We start from the raw sequence: 26,585 nt of genomic DNA, 5'->3' as shown, positions 1-26,585 counted from the left end.
CTGGAGATTATTTTTACGTCCCTGCCGGCAATGTTTATCTGACCGTTTCCAAGGTTTTTCTGGCCTGTAAGGCCTCCGATTTGCGTGCTGCCAGTTTCGGGGCGGATGCGGATCCAGCTTTTCCGGTGTTGAAGCGCGCCAGCTGCGCGGCAATGCCCTGGGCGGCTCTCTCCAGATTTTGGCTTGCCTCCGCCGCTTCCTGGGCCATCGCCGCATTGGCCTGGGTCATCCGGTCCATCTCGCCGATGCTGCTATTGATCTGACCCAGCCCCGTTGATTGCTCTTGGGCGCTGGCGGCGGTTTCACCGATGCTCCTGTTGATGCCATCGACATGCCCCGCGATCCGCTCCAGCGATTTCCGCGCCTCGGCCACGGCGCTAACCCCGGCGCCGACAATCCCTCCCGCCTCGCCAATCAGCGTTTTGATCTCTTTCGCGGCATCGGCGGAGCGCTGCGCCAGGGCGCGTACTTCGGTGGCGACAACGGCAAAGCCGCGCCCCGCCTCGCCGGCGCGGGCGGCCTCCACCCCGGCATTCAGCGCCAGCAGATTCGTCTGAAACGCGATTTCGTCGATGACGCCGATGATATTGGCGATTTTTGTGAAGCTTTCGTCGATTTTGCCCATCGTCTGCACGGCCTCGCCGGCCACCTGGCCGGAATTTGCCGTATCGTCCCTGGCCTTGCCCGCCATATTGCGCATGTCGGCGGAGTTCCCCGCGGATTTGCGGACGGTGACGGTGATCTCCTCCAGCGCGGCGGCGGTTTCCTCGAGGCTGGCGGCCTGCTGCTCGGTGCGCTGGGAGAGTTGGGCGGCGGACTGGCTGACCGTCGTCGCGTTGTCCAGAATGGTTTCCGCCGCGCTGGCAACCCCTTGCATCGTTTTGCGCAGCGTCGCCAGGGCGTTGTTGAAATCCACCCGCAATGTATCGAGGGAGGGCAGCAGCTTGTGGTTAACCTCGACGGTCAGATCGCCTTGCGCCAGGGCGGCGAGCCCAGCCCCCACCTCCCGAACATTCTCCATGCGCGCGGTGAGGTCGGTGGCGAGTTTCACAATTCTGGCAACCTTGCCGGCATTATCAAAAACCGGATTATAGCTTGCCTGCAACCAGACAACCCGGCCGCCCTTGCCAATCCGTTTATACTCGGCGGACAAAAACTCTCCCTTTCCCAGCTTTGCCCAGAAATTTTCATAATCCTGGCTGGCCGCATAGGCGGCGTCCACAAACATGCGGTGGTGCCGGCCTTGGATCTCGTCCAGCCGATAGCCGATCGCGGCAAGAAAATTCTCGTTCGCCTCGATGATGGTGCCGTCCGGCCGGAAACTGATCACCGCCTGGGAGCGGTCGAGCGCTTTGAGCAAGTTTTTATCCGCGTCGGCCTGCTCGTGACTCGCGGTTGTGTCCAGCGCCAGCTTGATCACCCGTGTGACCTTGCCGCCGCGCCCGCGGATGGGCGCGTAGGAGGCTTGCAGCCATAAATCCCGCCCATCCTTGCGGCGGCGGTGAAACTCCCCGGTTTGGAGCTGGCCCGCCGCCAAGCTGGCCCAGAAGCCGCGATAGGCGGCGGAGGCGGCTTCCTCGGGCGTCACCAGAATCCGATGTGCCTGGCCGATCAAGCCGGCGCGGCTATAGCCGGTTGCGCGCAGAAACGCGTCATTCGCGTCGAGGATCGTGCCATCCGGCGCGAATTCGATCATCGCGTAGGATTTTGAGAGGTCCTCCATCGCGGCAGCCGCGCGCAGCATCTGAAGCGGGGTTTTCATGGGCATTCACGCGCCTTTGGGTTGGTTCGACGCTGCGCCTTATCAACCAGCTTCATTAAGAAAGATTTATCTTAAAAAAACAAAAAAACCCGGCAGCTTTCGCCGCCGGGTCGTATCCAACGCCTGTTCGGGCTGGATTAGTCTTCGGTCTGCTGGTTACGGCGACGGATCGCCGCACCCAGAATGTCACCCAGCGAGGCGCCGGAGTCGGAGGAGCCATATTCCGCGATCGCGGTCTTGTCCTCGTCGATCTCCTTGCCCTTGATGGTCAGCTGCAGCTTGCGGGCCGCGCGGTCCACCGCGGTGATCTTGGCATCGACCTTGTCGCCGACGGCGAAGCGCTCGGGGCGCTGCTCGCCCTTGTCGCGGGCCAGCTCGGCGCGGCGGATGAAGCCGGTCAGCACGTCGTCCACCTTCACCTCGATGCCGTTGCTCTGCACGGCGGTCACGGTGCAGGTGACGATCTGGTTCTTGTGGATGCGATCCAGCACGCCAGCGGCCGGGTCGACCTCAAGCTGCTTGATGCCGAGCGAGATGCGCTCCTTCTCGACATCCACGTCCAGCACCTTGGCCTTGACGATTTCGCCCTTGCCGAACTTGGCAATGGCGGCCTCGCCGGTCTCTTCCCAGGAGAGGTCGGACATGTGGATCATGCCGTCGATCTCCGGGCCGACTGCGATGAACAGGCCGAACTCGGTGATGTTGCGGATTTCGCCCTCGACGATGGACCCGATCGGGTGCTCGTCCTGGAACTCTTCCCACGGGTTGCGCTGCACCTGCTTCAGGCCCAGCGAGATGCGGCGCTTGGAGGCGTCCACATCCAGCACGACCACTTCCACTTCCTGCGAGGTGGAGACGATCTTGCCCGGGTGGGCGTTCTTCTTGGTCCAGGACATCTCGGAGACGTGCACGAGACCTTCCACGCCCGGCTCCAGCTCCACGAAAGCGCCGTAATCGGTGATGTTGGTCACGCGGCCGGTCACCTTGATGCCCGGCGGGTACTTCACGTCCACACCTTCCCACGGATCCGCCTCGAGCTGCTTCATGCCCAGCGAGATGCGCTGGGTGTCGGCATTGAAGCGGATCACCTGCACCTTGACCGGCTGACCGATGGTCAGGGCCTCGGCCGGGTGGTTGATGCGCTTCCAGGCGATGTCGGTCACGTGCAGCAGGCCGTCGACGCCACCCAGATCCACGAACGCGCCGTAATCGGTGATGTTCTTGACCACGCCGTCGAGGATCTGGCCTTCCTTGAGGCCGGTGATCAGCTCGGAACGCTGCTCCGCACGGGTCTCTTCGAGGACCGCGCGGCGGGAGACGACGATGTTGCCGCGCTGGCGGTCCATCTTCAGGATCTGGAAGGGCTGGGCCACACCCATCAGCGGGCCGACATCGCGGACCGGACGGATATCCACCTGGGAGCCGGGCAGGAACGCCGTGGCACCGCCGAGATCGACGGTGAAGCCGCCCTTGACGCGGCCATGGATGACGCCGTTGACGCGGGTCTGGACCTCGAAGGCCTTCTCAAGCTGGGTCCAGCTCTCTTCGCGGCGGGCCTTCTCGCGGGACAGCACCATGGCGCCGTCCTTGTCTTCATAACGCTCGATGAAGAGGTCGTAGACATCGCCGGGGTTCACTTCCGGCTTGGCGCCGACGGGGGCGAATTCGCGCAGCGGGACGCGGCCTTCGGACTTCAGGCCGACATCGACAATCACGTAATCGTCATCGATGCGCAGCACGCGGCCGGAGATGACGGAGCCTTCAAAACCGGCATTGCCGCCGAGGGAGGCGTCCAGGAGGGCGGCGAAATCATCGGCGCCGGTATAGGCCGGGGCGTCGGAATGACGCAGGGCAGTGGAGGAAGAAGCCATGTGGCTATATATGTCCTTGAAACAGGCTGAATTTTCAGCCCGAGACGGGTATGCGCGGCCAGAAACTGGCAACGACTAGACGATCCCCCCACTCAGATCGGGGATTGTCCGGTTTGACGATAGCCAGCTGTTTAGACCGGATCGGCGCAAAGTCAAGCAGAACCGCCATTTTTGGCTTCGTGGGCGCCGCGTCCGGCGGACGCCTGTCAGGGCTTGGCGCCAGTCAGGGAGGTTGGGACGTACGATCGCGAGGGAGGTATCTCGGCAGGAGCGTCTACAGGCTTCATGTTCGTGGATTAACTGCTATAAGCCGGTCGCAATGACACATCTTCGTACCGGCTTCGTCCGCCTGTCCCTGCTCGCTCTTGGCCTCGCCTTGGCGGCCTGTTCAAGCTCCAAAAAGGGCGATGCGTCGCTGGGGGACTTCGCCAGCGGTAACGTTCCCCCGCCTGACCAGGCATATGCTGCGGGTGTGAAGCGGATGCAGGCCGGGGACTACGATAAGGCTGTGGGCGATTTCAACGCCTTGCAGGAAACCTATCCGTACTCCACCTGGTCAACCCATGCCGAAATCCTGGCGGCTTACTCACAATATAAGCAGATGGACTATGATGACGCGATCAGCTCCCTGAATCGCTTCATCCAGCTGCACCCCGAGGATGGGGAAGTCGCCTACGCCTATTATCTGAAGGCGCTCTGCTATTACGAGCAGATTGACGATGTGCAGCGCGACCAGACCACGACATACGAAGCGATTCAGGCTCTCCAAGACGTGGTGACCCGCTTTCCGGATAGCGCCTATGCGCGCGATGCGCGGATAAAAATGCGCCTCGCCTATAACAGGTTGGCTGGCCATGAAATGGTGATTGGTCGGTTTTACGAGAAGCAGCATCTCTATGCCGCGGCCATTGGCCGCTACCAGACCGTGGCGAATTCCTATCAAACCACCACATTCGCCCCGGAAGCCTTGGAGCGCATGGTGGAGGTCGATCTCGACCTTGGGCTGCCCGATGCGGCGATTCGTAGCGCGTCGGTCTTGGGGTATAACTATCCTGGCAGCTCCTGGTATAAGGCCGCTTACGATAAGTTGAAGGCTCACGGGCTGGTGAATAAGGCAGACGAAGCGTCCGCGAACACGGATGCCGTGGGCCCAACGCCGAGCAAGCCGAGGCACCATTGGTACTGGCCCTTCTGATAGGCAATGCTGAATAGCCTCTCGATCCGCGATGTGGTGCTGATCGAGCGGCTCGATCTGCATTTTTCTTTCGGGCTGACAGCGCTGACCGGTGAGACCGGCGCCGGAAAATCCATTCTGCTGGATAGTCTCGGCCTGGTTTTGGGCGCCAGGGCCGATTCGGGCCTGATTCGCGCCGGTGCCGCTCAGGCTGTGGTGGCCGCCAGCTTCTCGGCCGCGCCGGGGCATGCCGTTCATAGGCTGCTCGCTGAGCAAGGGCTCGATTCCGGCGAAGATATCCTCGTGCGCCGTATTGTCTCGCGGGATGGCCGTTCCCGGGCTCTGGTCAACGATCAACCGGTCAGCGCCGGGTTTTTGAAAACCCTCACCGCGTCGCTGATCGAGGTGCAAGGGCAGCATGAACAGGTCGGGCTGGCTGACCCCGCCCACCATATGGCGTTGCTGGATGCCTTCGGGGTTCCCGAAGCAGGGCGTGAGCTGGTCGCCGCCGCCTACAAAGCCTGGCGGCACGCGGCGGCGCGCCTTGCCGAGGCCCATCAAAAAATCGAAGACGCCGCGAAGGAAGAAGAGTTTCTGCGTCATGCCGCGGCGGAATTAGGAAAGCTAGCGCCGGTGGATGGCGAGGAGGAAGCTCTTGCCGCCGAACGCTTGCGCCTGCAGGCCGGAGAACGGCGTGCCGAGGCGATCGCGAGCGCGATCGCGGAGCTGCGCCCGAAGGACCGTCGTCAGGCCGGGCCGGCGGCGGCTTTGCGTGCGGCGGCCCGGGCCATTGCCCGGGTGACTGTGCCGGCGGGCCACGTTAATCCTGCCGGTCCTGCCATCGCGGCCATAGAGCGGGCTGAGGTCGCGCTGGCTGAAGCGGAAGATTTTCTGGAGCGTTTGGCTTCCGCCGAGGAAGACGATCCGCGGGCCCTGGAAGCGACGGAGGAGCGGTTGTTTGCCTTGCGGGCTGCGGCGCGCAAGCATGGGGTACAGGTGGCGGATTTGCCGGCATTCTTTCAATCGCTGCGGGAACGCCTCAGCGCTTTGGAAAGTGGTGTTGCCGGACTTGCGCAATTATCGGCGGAAACGCAAAAACTGCGCGACGCTTATATCCATTTAGCCGCTGACTTATCGCAACAAAGAGAGGTGAGCGCGCGCAAGCTGGAGGCGGCGATTGCGGTTGAACTGCCACCCCTGAAACTGGAGCGGGCCAGGTTTGTGGTTGAAACGAGTGCCTTGCCAGAGGCGCAGTGGGGGCCGCGGGGAACTGATGCGATACGTTTTCTGATCTCCACTAACCCTGGAGAATTGCCAGGCGCGCTTGATAAAATCGCCTCTGGCGGCGAGTTGTCCCGCCTGATGCTGGCCATGAAAGTGGTCCTTTCCGCAGGATCGGATAATGAAACCCTGATCTTCGACGAGGTGGATTCAGGCATTGGCGGCGCCACGGCGGCTGCCGTGGGTGAGCGGCTGGCGCGCGTTGCCGACGAGGTGCAGGTGCTGGTGGTGACACATTCGCCGCAGGTGGCCGCGCGGGCCCACGCGCAGATGCGCGTGCAGAAACTGGAAATAGACGGCCGGGCCGTGACGGACGTGAAGATGTTGAATGATGAGGAAAGGCGCGAGGAGATTGCACGCATGCTGTCCGGCGAAAGCGTGACGCAGGCCGCACGCCAAGCGGCCGAGAGCCTTTTAACGAAATGACAGACCGAGACAATTTTCTGCGTTTATTGGCACAAATTGAGGCCGCCAATATAGCCTATCATACGCAAGACGCGCCAACCATGCCGGATGCGGCGTATGACGCCCTGCGTAAAGAGGCCGAGGCGATACTTGCGATTCATCCCGAATGGCACGGCGACGCGAAGGCGCTGCAGCAAGTCGGCTCAAAGCCGGCCTCCGGTTTCAAGAAAATTCTTCACCGGACGCCAATGTTGTCATTAGACAATGTTTTCAACGCCCGAGAATTCGAGGAGTTTGTTTTAAGGATCAGGCGTTTTCTGGGGTTGAAGGAAGATGCGCTTGAGTTCGTCGCCGAACCAAAGATGGATGGTTTGTCGATCTCCCTTGTGTATGAGCACCACAAATTCGTGCGCGCGGCGACGCGCGGAGATGGCAGTGAGGGGGAGGACGTAACAGCGAACATCTTGACGCTGGGCGGCTTGCCGCGCAAATTGCCGTCTGATGCGCCTGAGTTCATCGAAATCCGCGGCGAGGTCTATATGATGAAGGCGGATTTTCTGGCGCTGAACGCCTCGCAGGAACGCCAGTTTGCCAACCCGCGCAATGCGGCTGCGGGAAGCCTTCGCCAGCTGGACCCGTCCATTACAGCGAAACGAAAATTGTCGCTTTATGTCTACGCGCAGGGCGAAACCTCGGTGCCCGTGGCGCAAACGCATATGGAGTATCTGGCAACGCTCGGGCGTTGGGGCTTTCAGGTCAATCCGCTTTCCCGCCTGGTGAATGAGAGCGGTACTGAAGATTTCCAGACCGAAATAGGGGAGAAGCGCGCTGAGCTGCCTTACGATATCGATGGTGTCGTCTATAAGGTGAATGATCTCGGCTTGCAAAATCGCCTAGGCTTTGTCGGTCGTGCACCGCGATGGGCGGTGGCGTGGAAATTCCCGGCTGAAAAAGCAAGCACGGTTCTGGAAGATATAGAAATTCAGGTGGGAAGGACCGGTGCCCTCACGCCTCGCGCCCGGCTCAAGCCGGTGAATGTCGGCGGCGTGCTAGTAACATACGCGACCCTGCACAATGAAGACGAGATCGAACGCAAGGATCTCCGTATTGGTGATATCGTGGAGTTGCACCGCGCGGGAGACGTGATTCCTCAAATCTTGCGGGTGCTCCAGCGCGGCGAGAAAGCTGAACCCTTCCTTTTTCCAGACCATTGCCCCGCCTGTGGTGCATTGGCTGTCCGGGACGATGACGACGTCGTCAGACGCTGTACGGGAGGTTTGACCTGCCCGGCGCAAATCGTCGAACGGCTCATCCATTTTTGTTCCCGCGGGGCGTTTGATATTGAAGGGATGGGTGAAAAGACAATCAGCGAATTTCATGAGGCGGGTTTACTTGATGGCCCCCCGGATGTTTTCAAATTACCCGCGCTGGAAAGCATTGTCGCGAAACGTGAGGGCTGGGGTGCGGTTTCGGCGGCCAAGCTGTCTGCGGCCATCGAAGCGCGCCGAGACATGGATTTGGCTCGCTTCATCTTCGCGCTCGGCATACGCCGCATCGGCGAGAATAACGCCAAGCTTCTGGCAAAGCATTATGGCTCTTACAAGATATGGAAAGAGTCCATGCTTGCGGCACAGGTAATCGGCTCGGACGCAAGGTTGGAATTAGGCTCAATCTCCGGAATTGGCCCCGCAATTGTTCATGAATTATTGGCATTTTTCAGCGAGAGTCATAACCTGGATACGCTCGCTGCGCTGGAGCAAAATGTCCGCGTCCTTGATGCCGAGATTGTAGGCGGTGAGGATTCGATTTTCGCCGGCAAAACAGTTGTTTTTACCGGGACGCTTTCAATCGCGCGCCCTGAAGCCAAAGCACGTGCGGAAATGCTAGGAGCCAAGGTTACGGATTCGGTTTCGAAAAAAACAGACTATGTCGTTGTCGGTGAGGACGCAGGATCGAAAGCGAAGAAGGCGATCGAATTAGGTATCAGGATCTTGTCGGAACAGGAATTTAAGGAACTATCTGGCCTCTGAGGAAAGGGAGCGGGTATGCATCAGGCGGTATCGGCGTTTCTTCTGGCATTTCCGGCGCTCTTTTCCATCATAAATCCGCTTGGTGGCGCGATTATTTTTTATGAGGTTGCGGGAAACGTAGATGTCTCGCAAAGGCACCGGTTGGCCAAGCGTGTCGCGCTTTATTCCTTTTTTGTTATGGTTTCGGCCCTCTTGGCCGGCACCTACATACTTAATTTCTTTGGCATTTCGATGAACGCCCTACGTATCGCCGGAGGATTGGTGGTGTCGGTTCGGGCGTATGAAATGCTGAATGCCCCAGAGAGCGGGACCAAGCGGAAACAAAAAGACGCTGAAGCAGTGGCCGCGGCCGCGGACCAGGATTTGGCGAGCTATGCTTTTTTCCCTCTCACGCTACCCTTCACCACCGGACCCGGGACGATCGCCGTTACAATTTCCCTGGCAACGGGTCGACCAGATGGCTGGGCGCAAGCATGGATATTTTATGCAGCAGACGCGTTGGCAGTGCTCGCAAATGCGCTGGTAATTTGGATTTGCTACAGCGCGTCGGACCGCATGGTCCGCATTCTGGGCCAGTCAGGGCAATTCATCGTCTCGCGAATGGTCGCCTTTTTGCTGTTGGGGATCGGCGTTCAAATCGCCATTACCGGGCTCAATCCCATTTTGCACGACGCGTTTGTTCGATAGTCGTATGAAAATACTTACTCTATTCATCCGAAGCTGAAATTCGTTTCGTTATCTCGTGTTAGAATCGTTTGACCGAAGCCAAGATCTAGTCTTCGGCTTTTACCCACCGATACGGTTTTGGATTTTCGTTGTGTGTGTCGATGAACATGTCAATACGGCCGCCGGGCCAGTCAAGTCTTGATCGTAGGGGGCGTGGCGTAGTTGTTCATCATCTGATGGACATCCAGAGCGGCGGGAATCGCGGCATTGATACGCATCAGAAATTCAAGAAACCCGTTGGTGCGCTGGCATTTGTGTAAGCATCCGGCATCGCCGCCGCAGCCTGATCAACGTGCCGCCCAACCTGCTGCCGCTGACGCCGGATGCTTACGCGGAGCGGACATCACGGCAGGCGTTTCACGCCGGAATGATAGACATGTCCTGGCCAAACGTCGCGCGCATCTGCTGTTTGTCGCGCCCTGCCGCAATGAGGGCCGCCAGTAAAATCCGAGCTTGGCCGGGCCGCAAGATACTGGCCTGAATGGCTCCCGCCGCCGCCAGATCATGCCCGCCGCCGCCGCCGCCATAGGAGCTGGTCAATAGCCCATTCGGCACCCTGCTGGAAACCACCACCGGCACAGCGCGTGCCGTGCACTGCCGGACCGCCTCCACCAACTGCGGATTGGCATTGCCCGAGCCCAACGCGGCCAGAACGATGCCATCGGCCCCAGCCGCCAGGCTTGCTTGCAGATGTGTCTGGTCGCACCCTGGATAAACCGCGACGATATCGACACGGACCGTCCCAACGTCCCCATCAAGGGCCAGGCTTTCCGGCGATGCCATCGGCCGGGCCTGGCGGAAGGCATCGGCCATTTCGGTGGAGTATTTATAAACACCCCAGACCGGCAGCAGCTTTTCATCGAAATAAAGCAAAATACCTTGCGCCGCATGCGCGGGGCGAAGTGCCGCCGCGATCGCGCCCGCAAGATTGGCCGGGCCGTCCGGCTTGGCATGGTCCGAGGTAAATTGCGCCCCGGTGAAGATCACCGGCTTGGTCAGTTGCCGCTGCACATGCACCAGCAGCGCGGTTTCCTCCATCGCGTCCGTGCCGTGCAAAACCCCCCCCCCCGCCACATCGGAGTCGTGCAGCTGTGCCTGCACCGCGTCGCTGATCCGTTGTAGATCATCGAGCGTGAGGCTCGCGGAATCCTTGGCCATCAAATCCAGGATGCGGAGCCGGCACCCGTCATGGGGCACCAGCGCCAGCAGGCTCTCTCCCGTCAGCGTGGGCGCGCTCGCGCCGCTGGCCCCACGCTGGCTGGCAATTGTGCCACCAGTGGCGATAACCGCCACCAGTGGTTTGGCATCGTCAAGGCTCACGCCGGCTCCTGCTCAGTTTTAAACTTCGCCACCGCCGCCTGCGCGCGGCGGTGGCGCATCAAATGCCAGCCCACAGCCAGCAGCGGCACGATGACAATAAGAGACGCCATCGTCCAGGTGCCGGTCGGGTAATCGAACGCCATGAGCACGAGCACCCCGGCTAGAAACACCAGCGTGAGAATGCCCGTGTAAGGCGCGCCCATCATGCGGAAGGCCGGCCGGGTCATCTCGCCGCGCCGGGCTTTATGCCAAAGCTTGAGCTGGCACAGGATAATGACGCCCCATGCGGAAATAATGCCCAACGCCGCGACATTGAGCGCGATCTCGAACGCGGAGGAGGGCACGATGGCATTGAGCCCGACGCCGATCATGGTCACCACGGCGGTAACGGCCACCCCGATATAAGGCACACCGGCCTTGTTCATCTTCATCAACACGGCCGGCGCCGAGCCCGAGGCGGCCAGCGCGTGCAAAATCCGGCCGGTGGAATAAAGACCCGCGTTGAGAGAGGACAGCACCGCCGTCAACACCACCAAATTCATGATGATTGCCACGTCGTTATACCCAAGCTTGCCAAAGAAGGTCACAAACGGGCTCTCGCCGGCGCTATAGGCCGTATAAGGCAGCAGCACCGCCAGCAGCAGCACCGAGCCCACGTAAAACACGACCAAGCGCAGAACCACCGACCGAATGGCGCCGGGAATCACCGCCTGAACATTTTCGCTCTCCCCAGCCGTCGTGCCGATGACCTCGATCGCGGCATAGGCGAACACCACGCCCTGCACGATGATCAACGCCGGCAGGACGCCGTGCGGAAAAAAGCCGCCATTGCCGGTAATCAGGCTCAGCCCCGGGGTATGGCCATCAATGGGCGTACCGCTGACGACGAAATAAATACCGACGGCCAGAAACACCACCAGCGACGACACTTTGAGCAGGCTGAACCAGAATTCCAGCTCGCCAAACACCTTCACCGACAGCAAATTCATGCCCAGCACCAGCAGCAGCGCCGAGAGGGCGAACACCCATTGCGGAATGCCCTGCAGCCAGGGCACATAATGCTGGAAGAAATTCATATAGAGCGCCGCGGCGGTGACATCTGCCACCGATGTCATGGCCCAGTTCAGCCAATACATCCACCCCACCGTGAAAGCCATTTTCTCGCCATAGAACTCTCGTGCATAAGAGACGAATGAACCCGAGCTGGGGCGGTGCATGATCAATTCACCCAAAGCGCGCATCACCAGAAAGGCGAAAAAGCCGCAGAGCGCGTAAACAAACACCAGCGCCGGCCCGGCCAGCGCAAACCGCCCGCCGGCTCCCAGAAACAGCCCCGTGCCAATCGCCCCGCCAACCGCGATCATCTGAATCTGTCGGCGTTTCAGCGCCTTTCGGTAGCCCGCATCCTCGGCAATTTCTATTTTTTGCACAGCTTTTTCGTAAGCCTTTGTTTCCTCTGACATTATCCCTCTCCATGGGGTTGTACTTCGTGGGCGTCATCAACCGGCGCCGGCGCTTCCCGGCACAGCACGGCCCATATGAAGCCGGCGCAACGCAGGGGCTCCATATCTGTATTACAGCTTAACAGCAAGGCTTATTTTTGAAGTCCTGCCATCCTTGCAAAAACCCATCCCATCAATTGACGCCCCGAAACGACGAGGGTACCTGAAAATTGGTCTTACAGCTTTACAGATCAAAAATGCATAAACAAAAGGAAACGACCATGGTTGCACCGCGTATCGAACATGATCTCCTGGGGCCCAAGGAGATTCCGGCCAACGTCTATTGGGGCGTTCACACTGCCCGGGCGGTGGAGAATTTCCAGATCACCGGCATCCAGATCGGCCATTACCCCCACCTGATCCGGGGCTTGATGTTCGTGAAAGAGGCGGCCGCCTGCGCCAATCACGAACTCGGTTTGCTCGACGCCGAGCGATTTGCGGCCATCGCCCAGGCCTGCCAGGAAATCCGGGCCGGCGCGCTGCGTGATCAGTTCGTGGTCGATGTCATCCAGGGCGGCGCCGGCACCTCCACCAACATGAATGCCAACGAGGTGGTCGCCAACCGCGCCCTCGAGGTGCTGGGCAGTCAGCGGGGCGATTATGCCCGGCTTCATCCCAACGACCATGTCAATCTCAGCCAATCAACCAACGATGCCTATCCCACGGCGCTCAACATCGCCCTGATCGAGGCGGTGGACGACCTCGCCGCCTCAATGGATGTTCTGCAACAAGCCTTTGAAAGCAAAGCCCAGGCTTTTCAGGGGCTGCTAAAAATCGGCCGGACCCAGTTGCAAGATGCCGTGCCCATGACGCTCGGCCAGGAATTCCGCACCTTCGCGGTGATGCTTGGCGAAGACCGGGCGCGGCTCATCGAATCAGCTTCCTTGCTTCACGAAATCAATCTCGGTGCGACCGCGATCGGCACCGGCCTCAACGCGCCGGCCGGCTATGCGGCGCGGGCCTGTGCTCATCTCGTCCGGCTCACCGGCCGCCCGCTGGTGACCGCCAGCGATCTCATCGAAGCAACCCAGGACCCCGGCGCCTTCGTGCATCTGTCCGGCGTTCTCAAGCGTGTCGCGGTCAAGCTGTCTAAAACCTGCAACGATTTGCGCCTGCTGTCCTCAGGCCCGCGCGCCGGACTGGGCGAAATCTCCCTTCCTCCGATGCAAGCAGGTTCGAGCATCATGCCGGGCAAGGTCAACCCGGTCATTCCCGAAGTGGTGAACCAAGTGGCTTTCACGGTCATCGGCAATGATATGACCATCACCATGGCGGCCGAAGGCGGGCAGCTTCAGCTCAACGCTTTCGAACCCGTCATCGCGCGCTCCCTGCTCGATAGCCTGCTCGCCCTCTCCGCCGCCTGCCGCACCCTGGCCACGCGCTGCGTTGACGGCATCACCGCCCATGAACCGGTGATGGCCCAGCGGGTGCGGGACTCCATCGGGCTCGCGACGGCTCTCAACCCTTTCATCGGTTATCAGGCTGCCACCAAGATCGCCAAGCAGGCCCTGGAGACCAACCGTACGATCGTGGATGTCACGCTCGAGGGCGGCTATCTCTCCGCCGCCGAGCTCAACGAGCTCTTAACGCCCGAGCGGCTGCTCAACCAGCTAGCCCCCGTCACTCAACCGCCTGGGTCCGGTCGATAATGTCGTTCAGGACATTCTTGACCTGGGTGAGATGGGCGCTCATGGCGTCCTGAGCCTCACGCTCAAGCCCCGCCGCGATCGCCTCGGCGATCCGGCGGTGTTCGACATTCGAGGATTCCCGCCGATGCGCCATCAGATTGAGCAATGCCGATTGCCGCAGCAGCGCATTTTGAATATCGCCCAGAATTTTGCCGAACACGGCATTTCCCGAGGCCTCGATGATCTGGCTGTGAAACGCGCCGTCCAAACCGCCCCACGCGCCAAGATCCTCCTCGCACTCCATCTGATCGCACAAATCCAGAAGCCTGGCGGCCTGCGCCGTATTGCGGCGCCGCGCGGCCAAGGCCGCGGCTGGCGCTTCTATGTGCGGGCGCGCCTCGATCAGGTCACGGGCTGAATATGTCCCATAGCTGAGCTTAGGGTCGGGCGCCGCCGTGACCACAAACGTGCCGCTGCCGGTGCGGGTCTGGGTCAGGCCCAAAGTCTGCAATGACCGCAATGCTTCGCGGATCACGGGGCGGCTTACCTGGTAGCCACGTGCCAGCTGCACCTCGGAAGGCAGACGCGCCCCCACCGGCAAACGCCCCGCGGTGATGGCGGAACGTATGTCATCAAAAACCGTCTCAGCGGCGTTTTTCTTGTCAACCGGATGTGCGTTGGACAGCCAAGCCGTCACGTCGTTCATTATGAGGCTCTTTACTAAAACATGCCGCGTCGCGCCCGGCATGAACTATGCCGGTCTGGTCGAGCGTTCCCAAGATTTTCCAGATTAAGCGGACGGCCAGGCAATGGCAACGCCGCCACGTCCCGGCGAAATGCGCACATCGCCAAAGGCGCCGTCCGTGCGGCACGAAAACCTTCGAGGATGCGGTTCCTCGCGAAACCAAAACTGCGCCATACCCTGAGGCGGAAAAGCAACCATGCGCCCGGCGCTTCGTTGGTCATGCAGCCGAGTGCTGCGCGCATATCGAGCCAATTCAGAGTCGGATCACCCCCTTGGTGATGATGACGTTCGCATAAAGCCGCCTGTCGCCGGTCTGCACGATGCAGTAGCTGGCGCGGGCCTGGTCGTAAAACGCCTCACGGCTGATCGTGCCCAGCCGATCAGCGCTGACGCCGTTGTCCTGCGCGATCTGGCGGATCTGCGCCACGGCCTCCGGCACCTCCTGCGGCGCGCCGACAACCTGCATGGTCAGCAGCGGCAGCGGGATGAAATCATCCACCGGCAGCACGCTGAGCACCGCCTCGAACACGCGGTCAATGTCCAACGCCGGCAGGGTGATCAGCCGGCGCGCGCAGCTGGTGGCGGGGAAATTCGCGTCGACAAGGCTGATGCTGTCGCCATGGCCCATGGCGCGCAAAGCGTGCAGCAGGTCGGCGGTGAGCAAGGGGTCAATACCGTGCAGCATGGCGGAACTCCGTCAGGGGGATAAAGCGAGGCGGGCGAGAATCGCGTCGCGCCGGGGTAAAGAGGGCTGGGCGCCGCGGGTGAGCGCCGCCAGGGCGCCGGCGGCGTTGCCAAAGCGCACCGCTTGCGCCAGCGCCGCGCCCTCCTCCAGCGCCGCGGCGAAGGCGCCGGCGAAGGCATCGCCGCAGGCGGTGGTGTCGAGCGGGGTGATGTCATGGGCCGGCATTTCGCCATGCCCCTCGCTCCCGGCCCAGACCACGCCCCTGGCCCCCTGGGTGATCACCGCCGCCCGCCGGCCCTGGGCCAGGCGCCGCGCCGCCAGGGCCGGGTCGGTCAGGGTGGGCATGCCGAGCAGCGCCGCCGCCTCGCTCTCATTCGCCAGCACCACATCGGCGGCTTCCAGCAGCCGGGCGCGCGCCGTCTCCGCCAGCCCCGCGACAGGGGAGGGGTTGAGCACCACGCAGCCGCCGGCGGCGCGGATTTTCGCCGCCCCGGCCAGGACGGTCTCTATCGGCACTTCCAGCTGGGCAAGCAGCAGCGTCCCGGGCGGGATGGTCGCGGGCAGCATCTCCGGGGTGAGGCGATGATTGGCGCCGGGCACGACGATGATGCGGTTCTCCCCGCTCGCCTCCACCGTGATCAGCGCCACACCGCTTGGGGTTTCACAATGGCGCAGGCCGGACAGCTCCACCCCGTCCGCCGCCAGCGCGGCTTGCAGCGCCGTGCCATGCGCATCCTCGCCGAGACAGGCGCAAAATTTCACCTGCGCGCCGGCGCGGCGGGCGGCGATGGCCTGGTTGGCGCCCTTGCCGCCGGGATAGAGGGCGTAATCCAGCCCCAGCACCGTCTCCCCCGCCGCCGGGGCGCGGTCCGCCCGCACCACGACATCCATGTTGGCGCTACCGATGACGAGCACGTGCTGTCCCTCCCGACATGATGGTCGATGCCCGTTCGATCAGGCTGATCGGTAGAATATGGTGCACGGCCGGGCTGTCCGGGGCGGCGATGCGCGCCTCTAACGTTGCCACCGCGCACTCGCCGAGTGCCGCCACCGGCTGGCGGATGGTGGTGAGCTGCGGCTCCACCAGCGCCGCCCAGGGTATGTCGTCATAGCCGATCAGCATCACATCCTCCGGAATCCGACGCCCGAGTTCGTGCAGCGTGCGCAGCGCGCCGATCGCCATCACATCGCTCGCGGCAAACACCGCATCCAGCGCCGGGTCGGCCAGGGCTTTCACCGCCTGGCGCGGCAGATCCAGCGTGAACGGCGCCTCGCGGATCCATAAGGGCGTCTGCGGCGCCCAGCTTTCCAGAAACCCCTCTTGCCGGCTGGTGGCGCTGGGGGAGTGCGCCGGCCCGGCCAGCAGACCCACCCGCCGCCGCCCGAGCCGGCGCAGCAGCGCCGCCGCCGCCGCGCCCCCGGCCCGGTGATCGGCGCTGATGCTGTCATAGGCGGCGAGGCTGGCATCTGGCCGGTCAAGCACCACCATCGGCAGGTTGGGCCGGGTGGCGATGCGGGTGGAGCCTGGAATCCATATGATGCCATCCGCCCGCTCCGCCAGCGCCGCCAGCGCCTCGCTCTCCGCCTCATGGTCGATGCCGGCACTGGCCAAAATCAGGGCATGGCCGCGCTGCCAGGCGGCCTGCGTCACCGCCTGCGCCAGCGCCGGGAAGAACGGGTTGATCAGATCCGGCAGCAGCAGCCCCACCGCATGGTGCCGCCCGGTGCGCAGTGCCCGCGCCGAGAGGCTGCGCCGGTAATTCAGCGCGCTGATCGCCTCCTCCACGCGCTGGCGGGTCTCCGCCGCCACCGGCTTGCTGTCATTCAGCACGAAGGACACGGTCGCGGTGGAAACCCCCGCGCGGCGGGCGACATCGTGCAGGGACGGGCCGGGGCGGCGGGCCATCGTGCTTAAGCGGCGCCGCCGGCGATGGCGGCGACCACCTGCGTGCGGTCGACCTCCTTGGTGCGCCACTGCGCGATGGTGCGGCCGCCGCGCATCACCCAGATGCTGTCGGAAATCCGCATCACCTGCTCCAGATCATGGCTGATGATCAGCTGCGCGATGCCCTCATGGCGCAGATTGCCGATCAGCGTTTCCACCGCCCCGCGCTCACGCAGGCCCAGCGCCGCCGTCGGCTCATCCATGATCACCAGCGCCGAGCCCCAGGAGGCGGCGCGGCCGATGGCGATGGATTGGCGCTGCCCGCCGGAGAGCCGGCGCACCTTGGCGCGCACCGGCGGCATGTTCACCAGCAGCCGCCCCAGCCGCGCCTGGGTTTCCTCGATCATCCGGCGCCGCTGCAGCCAGCGCAGCGGGCCGAAGCCGCCGGTCAGTTCCCGGTTCAGGAACATATTCTGCCAGACGGCGAGATCCTCGATCAAAGCGAGATCCTGATAGACCGTCTCGATGCCCCTGGCCCGGGCCTCGGTGGGGGCGCTAAAGCGCACCGGCTCGCCACGAAAGCTGATGCTGCCGCCATCGGGCGGATGCACGCCGGTGATGCAGCGGATCAGCGTGGATTTGCCCGCGCCATTATCGCCGACCAGCGCCGTCACTTCCCCGGCCGGGCAGCACAGCGCGGCGCCGCGCAGTGCCTCCACCGCGCCGAATTGCTTGCGCAGATCCTTCACCTCCAGAACCGGGCTCATCGTTGCAACCTGCTGAGAATGGCGGCGGCGATGACGACGATGCCGACCGCGATGGGTTGATAGAATTCCGAAATCTGCAACAGCGTGAAGCCGTTGAGCAAGGTGGTGAGCACCAGCGCCCCGGCCACGGTGCCCAAAATCGCCGCCCGCCCGCCAAACAGCGAGCTGCCACCCAGCACCACCGCGGCAATCGAGGTGAGCAGCTGCGAGGTTTGCAGCGAGGGGTCCGAGCCGCCGGTGCGCGCCACCAGCAGGATGGCGGCCAGCCCGACCAGCGCGCCGTCGATCACATACACGGCGATGCGCATGCGGTTGACCGGAATGCCCATATTGCGCGCCGCCTCCCGGTTGCCGCCGGTGGCCAGCACATGCGTGCCGAAGGCGGTATGGGTGAAGAGCAGATGCGCGCCGGCGGCGATGAGCAGGGCGATCAGATAGAAATACCGCACCGGCCCGATCGAGCCCAGCGCCAGCGCCTGCAGGAACGGGCTGGTGACGCTGAAGGACTGGCCGGAACTGACGATCAGCGCCAGCCCGTTCATCACCCCCAGCATGCCCAGCGTGGCGATGAAATCATTCACTTTCAGCTTGGCGATGACCAGGCCATTCACCAGCCCGACCAGCGTGCCCGCGACAATCGCGGCCAGCGCCGAGAGCGCGATGCCGAACCCGCCATTATAGGCCAGCCCGAAGATCACCGCCGCCCAGGGCAGATTGCCGGCGATGGAGAGGTCAATGCCGCCGGTGACGATGGCGAATTGCTGCGCCGTGGCCAGCACCAGCAGGATCGAGGCGGAGACCAGCAGATCGCTGATATTCGCCCAGGTGAGGAAATAAGGGGTGAGCACCGAAAAGGCCGCGCCGATCACGATCAGCCCGATCAGCGCGGCATTATCGCCCCAAAAACCGGGATCGCGCAGCTTCAGCGCGATCCCGCCCGGCCTGGCCACGGCTTCGCTCACGGCGCGCCGAAGGGGTCGGTGAAGCTGAAGAACGGCCGCGGGAAGGATTTCAGCGCGGCGTCGGCATTCTTCGGCGTGATCAGTTTAATCGGCGCGGTGATCTGGGCGGGCACGGCTTTGCCCTGGGAGAGCGCATCGCAAGCCTGCACCGCCATCTCGCCCTCGGCATAAGGATATTGCGAGACGGAGCCTGAAAGTTTCCCGGACTGCACGGCCTGCAGCGCCTCCTTCACCCCATCGATGGAGACGACCTTGATCTGCCCGGACTTGCCGGCATTGGCGATGGCCTGGGCGGCGCCCAGCCCCATCTCGTCATTGGCGGCGAAAATGCCGGCCAGCGTGGGGTGCACGCGCAGCATCGCCTCGGTCTCGGTCATTGCCCGGTCGCGCTCATAATCCGCCGCTTCGGCCTGAACGATGTTCAGCTTGCCGGCGGTGGTTTTGCGAAACGCGCCCTCGCGCAGAATGCCGTTATGCTCGCCAGGGATGCCTTCCAGAATCGCGACATCGCCATGATCGCCGAGCAGCCCCAGCATATAATTGGCGGCGAGCTCGCCAGCATTGGTGTTGTCCGAGCCGATGAAGCTGGTGATCTTGAGCCCCGCCGCCTTCACCGCGTCAGGATCCAGCCCGGTATCGAGATTGATGATCGGGATGTTCTTCTGTGAAATCGGGATCAGCGGTGTGATGACATTGGTGCCATTCACTGGCACCACCCCGAAACAGCTGAAATTCTCATTCGCCATGGTCGAGATCTTGGCGTTCTCGCCGACCGCGTCGGTCTCGCTGGCGCCGGCCTGCACGCTCACCGGCACGCCCAGCTTCTTGCCCTCGGCTACGGCGCCATCGCGCAGCGCCCGCCAATAGGGATTGTTGAAATCGCGCACCACGATGGCGATCCGCGGCTTCGCGGTCTGGGCGTGGCTGAGTGCTGTGGTGGCGAAGGTGAGCGCGCAAATGGACGCGGCCCCCGCCAGAATATGGCGTATCGAACGGTTCATCATTTCCCCCTGCGGCATTTCGCGCCGCTTGTTTTGACGTATTGCTTCAACGTGGCTTGGCCGCCTGATCTTCGCAGGTTAAACGTTTAATATTGACAAGCCTGGCAGGTGTAAAGAGATTTTTTCAGCCTGTTTTTGCTGCGTCGCGGAATTTTATCGGTGACCCGGTCATGTATAATGGCATCGAAGCTGAAGATGAGGGCGATGATGAGCAAACCGACACTCTATGGCATCAAAGCCTGCGACACGATGAAAAAGGCCAGGTCCTGGCTGGATTCGCATGGCATCGATTATGTGTTTCACGATTACAAGCAGGCGGGCATTGAGCCGACCCAACTGGCCATCTGGGCGGATAAAATTGGCTGGGAGCTGCTGCTCAACCGCACCGGCACCACCTTTCGCAAACTCCCTGATGAAGCGCGCGCGGCTCTGACTCAAGCCAAGGCGCTGGCGCTGATGCAGGCGCAACCTTCGATGATCAAGCGTCCCGTGCTTGTGTGCGAGAGCGAGATTATCGTCGGATTCAAGCCGGAGCGTTATGCGGCGTTGTTTTCTGCATGAGATTTTGCGGGGGTGCGTAAGAGCCTGGACATCGCGCCGCCGATTGGCCAAACCGGGGCATGGTGAATCTCGATCCTCCCGCTCTGCCGCTCGTTGCCGCCCTGCCTTATCGCCTTGGCCGGCACGGGCTGGAGATCCTGCTGATCAACAGCCGGGCGACGCGCGGCTGGAGCATTCCCAAGGGGGCGCCCAGCGATGCGCGCCACCCGCACCGCACCGCTGAAATCGAGGCGTTTCAGCAGGCCGGGGTGCGGGGGGCGATGTCGCGCAAAGCGCTCGGCCCCTATGCCTCGGCCTGGCGCCTGCCGGAGGGAGGCGAGCAGAGTGCGGAGGTGGAGATCTTTCCGCTTTTGGTCTCCAACGAGGCCGCCACCTGGCCGGAAAAACCCCATTGCCGGCGGGTCTGGTTTCCCGCCCAGGAGGCCGCCGGTAAGGTGGAGGAGGACGCGCTGGCGCAGATCATCCGCGACTGGCTGGCCGAGCGCGTCGATAACGGGCGCGGCCTGACCAAACAGGCCCGTGGCCGTGGCGGCAGCCGCCACGGCTGAGCCGGGGCATCCACGCCACCGGGGTTTCTGCCGCCATGTTCATGACCCCCGCATTGCCGCGTTGTAGCGCGTGGCAGACGCTTTCCTCTTGCGGGGCGGCAGCGGGCTGCCCAAGTGGTGGCGCGGAGCTATCTTTGAAAGGGCGGCGACGTTGCAACAAGCCACACCCCCGAGGCGCGAACTGGGCGACCAGATCGCAATCAATGCGGCGCACGCCAGGCATGAATTGGTATCTTGTCTATCCCGTCAAATTGCCACTCTGCCGCCGAAATATTTCTACGACACCCAGGGCTCGAAACTCTTCGAGGCGATTTGCGAACTCGATGAATATTACCTCACCCGCACCGAAGCGCGGATTTTAAGCCAGAACCTCGCCGCCATTGCCCAGCGCGCCGGGGCGGATGTGGCGCTGATCGATCTTGGCGCCGGCAATTGCGCAAAGGCGTTCAAGTTGCTGGCTCGGCTGCGGGCGCGGCATTACGTGCCGGTGGATATTTCCACGGCCTTCCTGCGCGAGGCGGTGAAGCCACTGGCGCAGGCCTATCCGGATCTGGCGATCCATCCGGTCGAGCTGGATTTTTCGGAGCGTTTTGTTCTGCCTGCCGCGGTGCAGGCGCTGCCCAACAAGCTGTTCTTCTATCCAGGCTCCTCGCTTGGCAATTTCTCGCCGGTGCAGGCGCGGCTGTTTCTGGAAACGCTGCGCGCCGCCGGCGGTGATCTGCTGATCGGGCTCGATCTGGTGAAGCCCGCCGCAATGCTGGAAGCGGCTTATGACGATGCGCTGGGGGTCACCGCCGCCTTCAATCGCAACGCGCTGCGCCAGACCAACCATCTGCTCGGCAGCGATTTCGATCTGGCTTCATGGCGCCACAAGGCTCTCTTCAATGCTGACCATAGCCGCGTGGAAATGCATTTGCAGGCCGCCACCGCCTGCCATGTCAGCTGGCCCGGCGGTGGCCGGGATTTCGCCGCCGGCGAGACCATCCATACCGAAAATTGCTACAAATTCACTTGCACCGGGATCGAGGAGATGCTGCACAGCGCCGGCTTCAGCGACATCGCCTGCTGGAGCGATCCCGATGATGCCTATCTGGTCTGCCATGCGCGCGTGGGCTGAAGCGCCAAGCGCCAGCGCCCTGGCGGCGCGCTTCGCGGCGGTGCGCGCGCATAGCCGCGCTCTGGCCGCGCCCTTGTCGGAAGAGGATTGCGCGGCGCAATCCATGCCCGATGCCAGCCCGGTGAAATGGCATCTCGCCCATACCAGCTGGTTCTTCGAAACCTTCATCCTGGAGGCGTATGAGCCGGGCTTCACCGCGTTCGATCCGGCCTTCAGGGTGCTGTTCAATTCTTACTATAACGGCGTCGGCGAGAAATTCGCGCGGCCGCAGCGCGGCCTGCTCACCCGGCCGGGCCTGGCACGGGTTCTGGCCTATCGGGCGAATGTGGATGAGCGCATGGCCCGGCTGTTCGCGGCCGGGTTGGGGGCGGAAGCTGCCTCTCTGGTGGAGCTTGGCCTGCAGCATGAGCAGCAGCATCAGGAGCTGATCCTGACCGATTGCCTGCATCTGCTGGCGCAGAACCCGCTCTACCCGGTCTATGACGACGAGGCGCCGCAGCCCGCGATGGCGCCCGGCGCGATGGAATGGGTAGCGTTCCCGGAAAGTCTGGTGCGGATCGGCCATCAGGCCGATGGCTTCTGCTTCGATAACGAGCTGCCGCGCCATCGCGTCTTTCTGGAACCCTTCGCCTTGGCCGACCGGCTGGTGACCAATGGCGAGTATCTGCGCTTCATCGAGGATGGCGGCTACACCCAGCCATCACTCTGGCTCTCCGCCGGTTGGGATTTCGTGCGAGCCAACGGGCTGAGCCATCCTTTCTACTGGCGCCCCGGCGCGGAAGGCTGGCGCGTTTTTGGCCTGCGCGGGCTGGAGGCTTTGCAACCTGATGCACCCGTGCTGCATCTTTCCTATTTCGAGGCGGCTGCCTATGCGCAATGGGCCGGCGCCCGCTTGCCCACCGAAGCCGAATGGGAGGCGGCGGCGCTTCATCGGCCAGACCTGCCGCAGCTTTTCGGCGCCGCCTGGCAATGGACCAGCAGCGCCTATGCGCCCTATCCGGGCTTCCAGGCGGCGGCCGGGGCGGTGGGCGAGTATAATGGCAAGTTCATGGTCAACCAATATGTGCTGCGCGGCAGCTCGCTCGCCACGCCGCCGGGCCATGCCCGTGTCAGCTACCGGAATTTCTTCCCCACCGAGGCGCGCTGGCAATTCACCGGGCTGCGTCTGGCCAGATCGCTATAGGGCGGGCGATGCGCGCTCAAACCAGCTGCCGCCGGGCGCCGAGCGCATAGATCGCGGCGCTGGCAAGCGCGATGAGCGCTGCCAGCAGAAAGGCCGGGGTAAATGAGCCGGTGGCCTGCACCACCAATCCGGTCACCAGCGGTGCCAGCGCCCCACCCATTGAGGCGCCGACATTCTGCACCGCCTCCAACGTCGCCACCGCCTTGTTCGGCGCGATGATCGCCGCCAGGGCCCAGCCGCAGCTGGAGGCCAGATTGGCGCCGAACAGCCCCGCCGCGATCAGCGCGATCGCCGCCCCCAGCCCGGAGACCAACGCGGCGGCCAGCGTGCAGGCCCCGGCCAGCGCCATGCCGGCGATCACCGGCGCCAGGCAGGCCCAGGCCGGACTGCAGCCAAGCCGGCCCAGCCCGCGCGCCAGAAACCCCGCCAGCACCGCCCCGGCAAACCCCGCCAGCAGCGGCAGGCTGGAGAGAAATCCGGCCTTGCCGAGAGAGAGATGCCGCGCCGTCTCCAGACAACCCGGCAGCCAGGTGGCATAGAGCCAGGAGACATAGATGATTCCGAAAAACCCGAAAAACAGCGCCCAGGTGGTGGGCTGGCGCAGCACCCAGCCAAGCCCCGCCGCCTCGGCCCCATCCTCCGGTGCGATCTCCGCGAGATCCTCCGGCGGTAGCCCCGCCTGCGCCGGATCGCGATAATACAGCAGCCAGCCCAGAGCCACCCCCAGCCCCGCGAGCCCGGCCACCACGAACATGCCCCGCCAGCCGCAGGCCAGCATCAGCAGCGTGAGCAGCGGCGGTGCCAGCGCCGGGGCAAAGGCGGAAGAGGCGTTGAACAGCGAAATTGGCAAGGCACGCTCGCTCACCTTGTACCAATCCGCGCAGACCCGGGTGCCGCCAATATACATCGGCGATTCCCCCAGCCCCAGCGCGACGCGCGCGGCCAGAAACGACCCCAGCCCGGTAACGAACCCCGCGCTGATTTGTGCCGCCGACCATAGGACGAGCCCGGCGCTGAGCACTTTGCGCGCCCCGAACCGGCCGATCGCCGCCCCGGCCGGCAGTTGCGCCAGCCCGTAGGCCCAGGCGAACACCGCCAGCAACAGCCCCATCTGGGCGTAGGAGAGATGCAGCTCCTGGCGGATCTGCGGATTGCCGATGGAAAGGGCTGAACGGTCCAAATAATTCACGGACCCGGCGAGGATCAGGATGGCGAGGGACAGCCCCCGCCTGTGTCGCGTGCGCGCCTGCATCCACTCCCCCTCATGCTGCAGGTTTGAATGTGGCGCGGCGGGCGGCGAATGAAAGGGCGCTAGGTTTTGTTTGAGCGAGCAATCTCATGTGTTTATCTTGACGCTGGCGCGTCAAGATAAACACATATTGCTCTAGTCGCCCGGCGCGATCTCCAGCTCGTCATAGCGTTTGAACTTGTAGATCGCGACCGATGCCAGCCATGCCACCAAAAACACCGCCACGATGCCGTAGCCGAGCAGCCCGAAGACAGCATCACCATTCAGCCAGGACACCTGGTCCCAGAACCGCCCGGTGAGCACGAAGGCGCCCTGGACCATCCCCAGCAGCTCGATCCCGCCGATCCCCACCGCCACCAGCACCGAGACCGCCGTGATGGTCATGTTGTAGAACAGCTTGCGCATCGGCTTCATGAAGGCCCAGCCATAGGCGCCCAGCATCAGGATGGAATCCGCCGTGTCGATCAGCGCCATGCCGGCGGTGAACAGCGCCGGGAAGATCATGATCGTCCAGATCGGCAGCCCCTTGCTTGCCGCCGCGGCGGAGATGCCAAGCAGCCCCACCTCGGTCGCGGTATCGAAGCCCAGCCCGAACAGAACGCCGATCGGATACATCTGCCAGCTCTGCGTGACCATGCCGAACAGGCCCCGGAACAGCCGGGAGAAAACCCCGCGCCGGGCCAGCAGCAGTTCCAGCTCCTCCTCCCGGTAGGCGCCGCCCTTGCGCACCCGCCGGAAGCTTTTGAACAGCCCGCGGAGAATGCTGAGATTGAGTGCCGCCATGCCGAGCAGGAACAGGCCGGAGACCAGCGTGCCGAACAGACCGCCCCAGCCGGATAGCGCGTGAAACCGCCCCTGGAGCGCCGCCGCGCTCAGCGCCACGGCGGCGGAAAGCGCGACGACGACGGTGGAATGGCCGAGCGAAAAGGCCAGCCCCACCCCAACCGGGCGCTGCCCCTGCTGCATCAACTTGCGGGTGACATTGTCGATGGCGGCGATATGGTCGGCATCCACCGCATGGCGCAGCCCGAAGCCGTAGGCCAGCAGCGCAGTGCCCAGCAGCAACGGATAATGCCGCAACAGGCTGAGCGCCCCGCCCCAGAGCAGCGCATTGGCAAGCCCAAGGCCCAGCAACATCAGCACCCCGCGCCTGCCGGCGCCGCCCGCCATTGCTTGCCTCAACGCGCCCAGCATAAGCTCCGCCTCCATCGCCTGTCTCCTCAAGCGTATGAGGAAAATAAAATTCTGTCATACGCTTTTTGACGCAGATTGCCCCGCTCCCGCATTCGCCGCACACTCCGCACATGGAACGGGTCACCATCACCATCGATGACGAGCTTCTCGCCCAGCTGGACGCGCTGGCGACGCTGCGCGGCTATGCCAGCCGCTCGGAGGCGGTGCGGGAGATGCTGCGCGAGGCGGCGCGCCAGGACCATCTGCGCGATGGCGCCACACCCTGCATCGCCACCCTGACCTATGTTTACGACCACACCCAGCGCGACCTGCCGCTGCGCCTGGTGGAGGCGCAGCACCATCAGCATGATCTCAGCGTCGCCACCACCCATGTGCATTTCGGCCATGATGAGTGCCTGGAGGTGGCGATTTTGCGTGGCCCGGCGCGGGCGCTGCAGCGCCATGCCGATGCGCTGACCGCCCAGCGCGGGGTGCGCCACGCGCATCTACACCTCATCCCCGCCCGGCGCATGAGCATGGCGCGCACAGCCACAGCCATACGCCGGGGCGCACTTCAAACTCTTAATCTTCCCGTCATTGGCCGCCGCCTCCCGCCGCCTACATGCAAGCTAGACCAAGGAGGTTTATGTGATGGACGAAAACGAAATCAAAGGTGCGGCGCGCGAGTTTGGTGGCCGGGTGCAGGATGCGCTGGGCGGCCTGACCGGCGATGCCAAGACCCAGGCCGAGGGCAAGTGGAACCAGGCCGCCGGGCAAGCCCAGCGCAGCTTCGGCGCCACGGTCGATGATGTGATCGAGAATGTGAAGGACAAGCCTCTGGCCGCGCTGGCGGCTGTCGCCGGCGTCTCCTTCCTCGCCGGCTGGTTGATGCGCAAATAACCAAAACGGGGCCGCGAGGCCCCGTTTTTTTGCCACCAAGCGGCGACCTGAGGAAACAGAGCATCAAGCTTGATGCACTGTTTTCTACAAACAATTTCAATTCATGATTT

At 63.2% G+C, this 26,585-nt stretch carries 23 protein-coding genes and 1 pseudogene; 11 read left to right on the top strand and 13 right to left on the bottom strand.

The genetic code is table 11. The annotated features are described in order from the left end of the window. Positions 1 to 34: 34 nt before the first annotated feature. On the bottom strand, positions 35 to 1,762 hold the full coding sequence (locus T331_RS17770) for a methyl-accepting chemotaxis protein (protein ID WP_244876921.1): 1,728 nt from the start codon (positions 1,760 to 1,762) through the stop codon (positions 35 to 37). Positions 1,763 to 1,899: 137 nt separating this feature from the next. Beyond that, positions 1,900 to 3,633, bottom strand: a complete 1,734-nt coding sequence (gene rpsA, locus T331_RS0107765; protein WP_008494589.1) for a 30S ribosomal protein S1 — start codon at positions 3,631 to 3,633, stop codon at positions 1,900 to 1,902. 319 nt (positions 3,634 to 3,952) lie between these two features. Between rpsA and T331_RS17765 the strand changes: the two genes are divergently transcribed. Genes T331_RS17765 through T331_RS0107745 form a run of 4 tightly spaced genes read left to right on the top strand, consistent with a single transcriptional unit; the run spans position 3,953 to position 9,210 of the window. After that, positions 3,953 to 4,828, top strand: a complete 876-nt coding sequence (locus tag T331_RS17765; protein WP_244876920.1) for an outer membrane protein assembly factor BamD — start codon at positions 3,953 to 3,955, stop codon at positions 4,826 to 4,828. 6 nt (positions 4,829 to 4,834) lie between these two features. After that, positions 4,835 to 6,514 carry a DNA repair protein RecN gene (gene recN / locus T331_RS0107755; RefSeq protein WP_026439611.1) on the top strand — a complete coding sequence of 560 codons (1,680 nt, stop codon included), beginning with the start codon at positions 4,835 to 4,837 and terminating at the stop codon, positions 6,512 to 6,514. Then, a complete protein-coding gene (gene ligA / locus T331_RS0107750; RefSeq protein WP_026439610.1) occupies positions 6,511 to 8,523 on the top strand; it encodes an NAD-dependent DNA ligase LigA in 2,013 nt (670 codons plus the stop codon). The genes recN and ligA overlap by 4 nt, the downstream gene beginning before the upstream one ends. Positions 8,524 to 8,538: 15 nt before the next feature. Further along, positions 8,539 to 9,210 carry a MarC family NAAT transporter gene (locus T331_RS0107745; protein WP_026439609.1) on the top strand — a complete coding sequence of 224 codons (672 nt, stop codon included), beginning with the start codon at positions 8,539 to 8,541 and terminating at the stop codon, positions 9,208 to 9,210. A 396-nt stretch (positions 9,211 to 9,606) separates the two neighbouring features. Here the strand turns inward: T331_RS0107745 and T331_RS0107735 are convergent, their stop codons facing one another. Together T331_RS0107735 and T331_RS0107730 are read right to left on the bottom strand one after the other, a co-directional pair. Beyond that, on the bottom strand, positions 9,607 to 10,569 hold the full coding sequence (locus tag T331_RS0107735; protein WP_026439608.1) for an asparaginase domain-containing protein: 963 nt from the start codon (positions 10,567 to 10,569) through the stop codon (positions 9,607 to 9,609). Beyond that, a complete protein-coding gene (locus tag T331_RS0107730) occupies positions 10,566 to 11,999 on the bottom strand; it encodes an amino acid permease (RefSeq protein WP_244876919.1) in 1,434 nt (477 codons plus the stop codon). Before T331_RS0107730 ends, T331_RS0107735 begins: the two co-directional genes overlap by 4 nt. Positions 12,000 to 12,292: 293 nt before the next feature. On the opposite strand from T331_RS0107730, the gene T331_RS0107725 reads away from it, so the two are divergent. Continuing rightward, positions 12,293 to 13,720, top strand: coding sequence for an aspartate ammonia-lyase (locus T331_RS0107725; RefSeq protein ID WP_026439606.1), 1,428 nt, complete (start codon positions 12,293 to 12,295; stop codon positions 13,718 to 13,720). Here T331_RS0107725 and T331_RS0107720 read toward each other — a convergent pair. The 7 genes from T331_RS0107720 to T331_RS0107690 all read right to left on the bottom strand — a co-directional run bounded on the left by T331_RS0107720 (position 13,692) and on the right by T331_RS0107690 (position 19,744). Further along, complete coding sequence (locus T331_RS0107720; RefSeq protein WP_026439605.1) at positions 13,692 to 14,405, bottom strand: FadR/GntR family transcriptional regulator; 714 nt, start codon at positions 14,403 to 14,405, stop codon at positions 13,692 to 13,694. The two genes, T331_RS0107725 and T331_RS0107720, sit on opposite strands and share 29 nt — an antisense overlap. Positions 14,406 to 14,697: 292 nt before the next feature. Beyond that, the gene (locus T331_RS0107715) at positions 14,698 to 15,129 is read right to left on the bottom strand and encodes an RbsD/FucU family protein (protein ID WP_026439604.1); all 432 of its coding nucleotides are present in this window, start codon (positions 15,127 to 15,129) and stop codon (positions 14,698 to 14,700) included. A 12-nt stretch (positions 15,130 to 15,141) separates the two neighbouring features. Beyond that, positions 15,142 to 16,044 (bottom strand): ribokinase, encoded by a 903-nt coding sequence (locus T331_RS0107710; RefSeq protein WP_026439603.1) that lies wholly within the window; start codon positions 16,042 to 16,044, stop codon positions 15,142 to 15,144. Beyond that, positions 16,028 to 17,035: a LacI family DNA-binding transcriptional regulator gene (locus T331_RS17760; RefSeq protein WP_051622251.1), complete on the bottom strand. Its 1,008-nt coding sequence runs from the start codon at positions 17,033 to 17,035 to the stop codon at positions 16,028 to 16,030. Before T331_RS17760 ends, T331_RS0107710 begins: the two co-directional genes overlap by 17 nt. A gap of 5 nt (positions 17,036 to 17,040) precedes the next feature. Beyond that, complete coding sequence (locus tag T331_RS0107700; protein ID WP_026439602.1) at positions 17,041 to 17,781, bottom strand: ATP-binding cassette domain-containing protein; 741 nt, start codon at positions 17,779 to 17,781, stop codon at positions 17,041 to 17,043. Further along, positions 17,778 to 18,743 carry an ABC transporter permease gene (locus T331_RS0107695; protein ID WP_008494605.1) on the bottom strand — a complete coding sequence of 322 codons (966 nt, stop codon included), beginning with the start codon at positions 18,741 to 18,743 and terminating at the stop codon, positions 17,778 to 17,780. Before T331_RS0107695 ends, T331_RS0107700 begins: the two co-directional genes overlap by 4 nt. Further along, the gene (locus T331_RS0107690) at positions 18,740 to 19,744 is read right to left on the bottom strand and encodes a sugar ABC transporter substrate-binding protein (RefSeq protein WP_144052756.1); all 1,005 of its coding nucleotides are present in this window, start codon (positions 19,742 to 19,744) and stop codon (positions 18,740 to 18,742) included. The genes T331_RS0107695 and T331_RS0107690 overlap by 4 nt, the downstream gene beginning before the upstream one ends. Before the next feature lie 204 nt (positions 19,745 to 19,948). Here T331_RS0107690 and T331_RS0107685 point away from each other — a divergent pair, with 204 nt between their 5' ends. The 4 genes from T331_RS0107685 to egtB all read left to right on the top strand — a co-directional run bounded on the left by T331_RS0107685 (position 19,949) and on the right by egtB (position 23,153). Beyond that, positions 19,949 to 20,305, top strand: a complete 357-nt coding sequence (locus T331_RS0107685; RefSeq protein ID WP_026439601.1) for an ArsC family reductase — start codon at positions 19,949 to 19,951, stop codon at positions 20,303 to 20,305. 59 nt (positions 20,306 to 20,364) lie between these two features. Continuing rightward, positions 20,365 to 20,853, top strand: coding sequence for an NUDIX hydrolase (locus tag T331_RS17755; protein WP_008494609.1), 489 nt, complete (start codon positions 20,365 to 20,367; stop codon positions 20,851 to 20,853). Between the two features lie 226 nt (positions 20,854 to 21,079). Then, positions 21,080 to 21,970 (top strand): L-histidine N(alpha)-methyltransferase, encoded by an 891-nt coding sequence (gene egtD, locus T331_RS0107675; RefSeq protein ID WP_244876918.1) that lies wholly within the window; start codon positions 21,080 to 21,082, stop codon positions 21,968 to 21,970. Beyond that, positions 21,936 to 23,153 (top strand): ergothioneine biosynthesis protein EgtB, encoded by a 1,218-nt coding sequence (gene egtB, locus T331_RS0107670; RefSeq protein WP_244876917.1) that lies wholly within the window; start codon positions 21,936 to 21,938, stop codon positions 23,151 to 23,153. Before egtD ends, egtB begins: the two co-directional genes overlap by 35 nt. A 16-nt stretch (positions 23,154 to 23,169) precedes the next feature. Here the strand turns inward: egtB and T331_RS0107665 are convergent, their stop codons facing one another. Next, a complete protein-coding gene (locus T331_RS0107665; protein WP_026439598.1) occupies positions 23,170 to 24,405 on the bottom strand; it encodes an MFS transporter in 1,236 nt (411 codons plus the stop codon). Between the two features lie 132 nt (positions 24,406 to 24,537). Continuing rightward, on the bottom strand, positions 24,538 to 25,611 hold the full coding sequence (locus T331_RS0107660) for a HoxN/HupN/NixA family nickel/cobalt transporter (protein WP_026439597.1): 1,074 nt from the start codon (positions 25,609 to 25,611) through the stop codon (positions 24,538 to 24,540). Between the two features lie 95 nt (positions 25,612 to 25,706). On the opposite strand from T331_RS0107660, the pseudogene nikR reads away from it, so the two are divergent. Together nikR and T331_RS0107650 are read left to right on the top strand one after the other, a co-directional pair. Then, positions 25,707 to 26,045 (top strand): annotated as a pseudogene (nikR, locus tag T331_RS20605) (nickel-responsive transcriptional regulator NikR); the annotation flags it as partial. A gap of 181 nt (positions 26,046 to 26,226) precedes the next feature. Further along, positions 26,227 to 26,475, top strand: a complete 249-nt coding sequence (locus T331_RS0107650) for a CsbD family protein (protein ID WP_008494615.1) — start codon at positions 26,227 to 26,229, stop codon at positions 26,473 to 26,475. Positions 26,476 to 26,585: the final 110 nt, after the last annotated feature.

The organism is Acidocella facilis ATCC 35904 (assembly GCF_000687875.1).
GTDB classification, from domain to species: Bacteria; Pseudomonadota; Alphaproteobacteria; order Acetobacterales; family Acetobacteraceae; genus Acidocella; species Acidocella facilis.
Note: the sequence above shows the minus strand (reverse complement) of the source record. Positions and strands in the feature narration are given on the sequence as shown.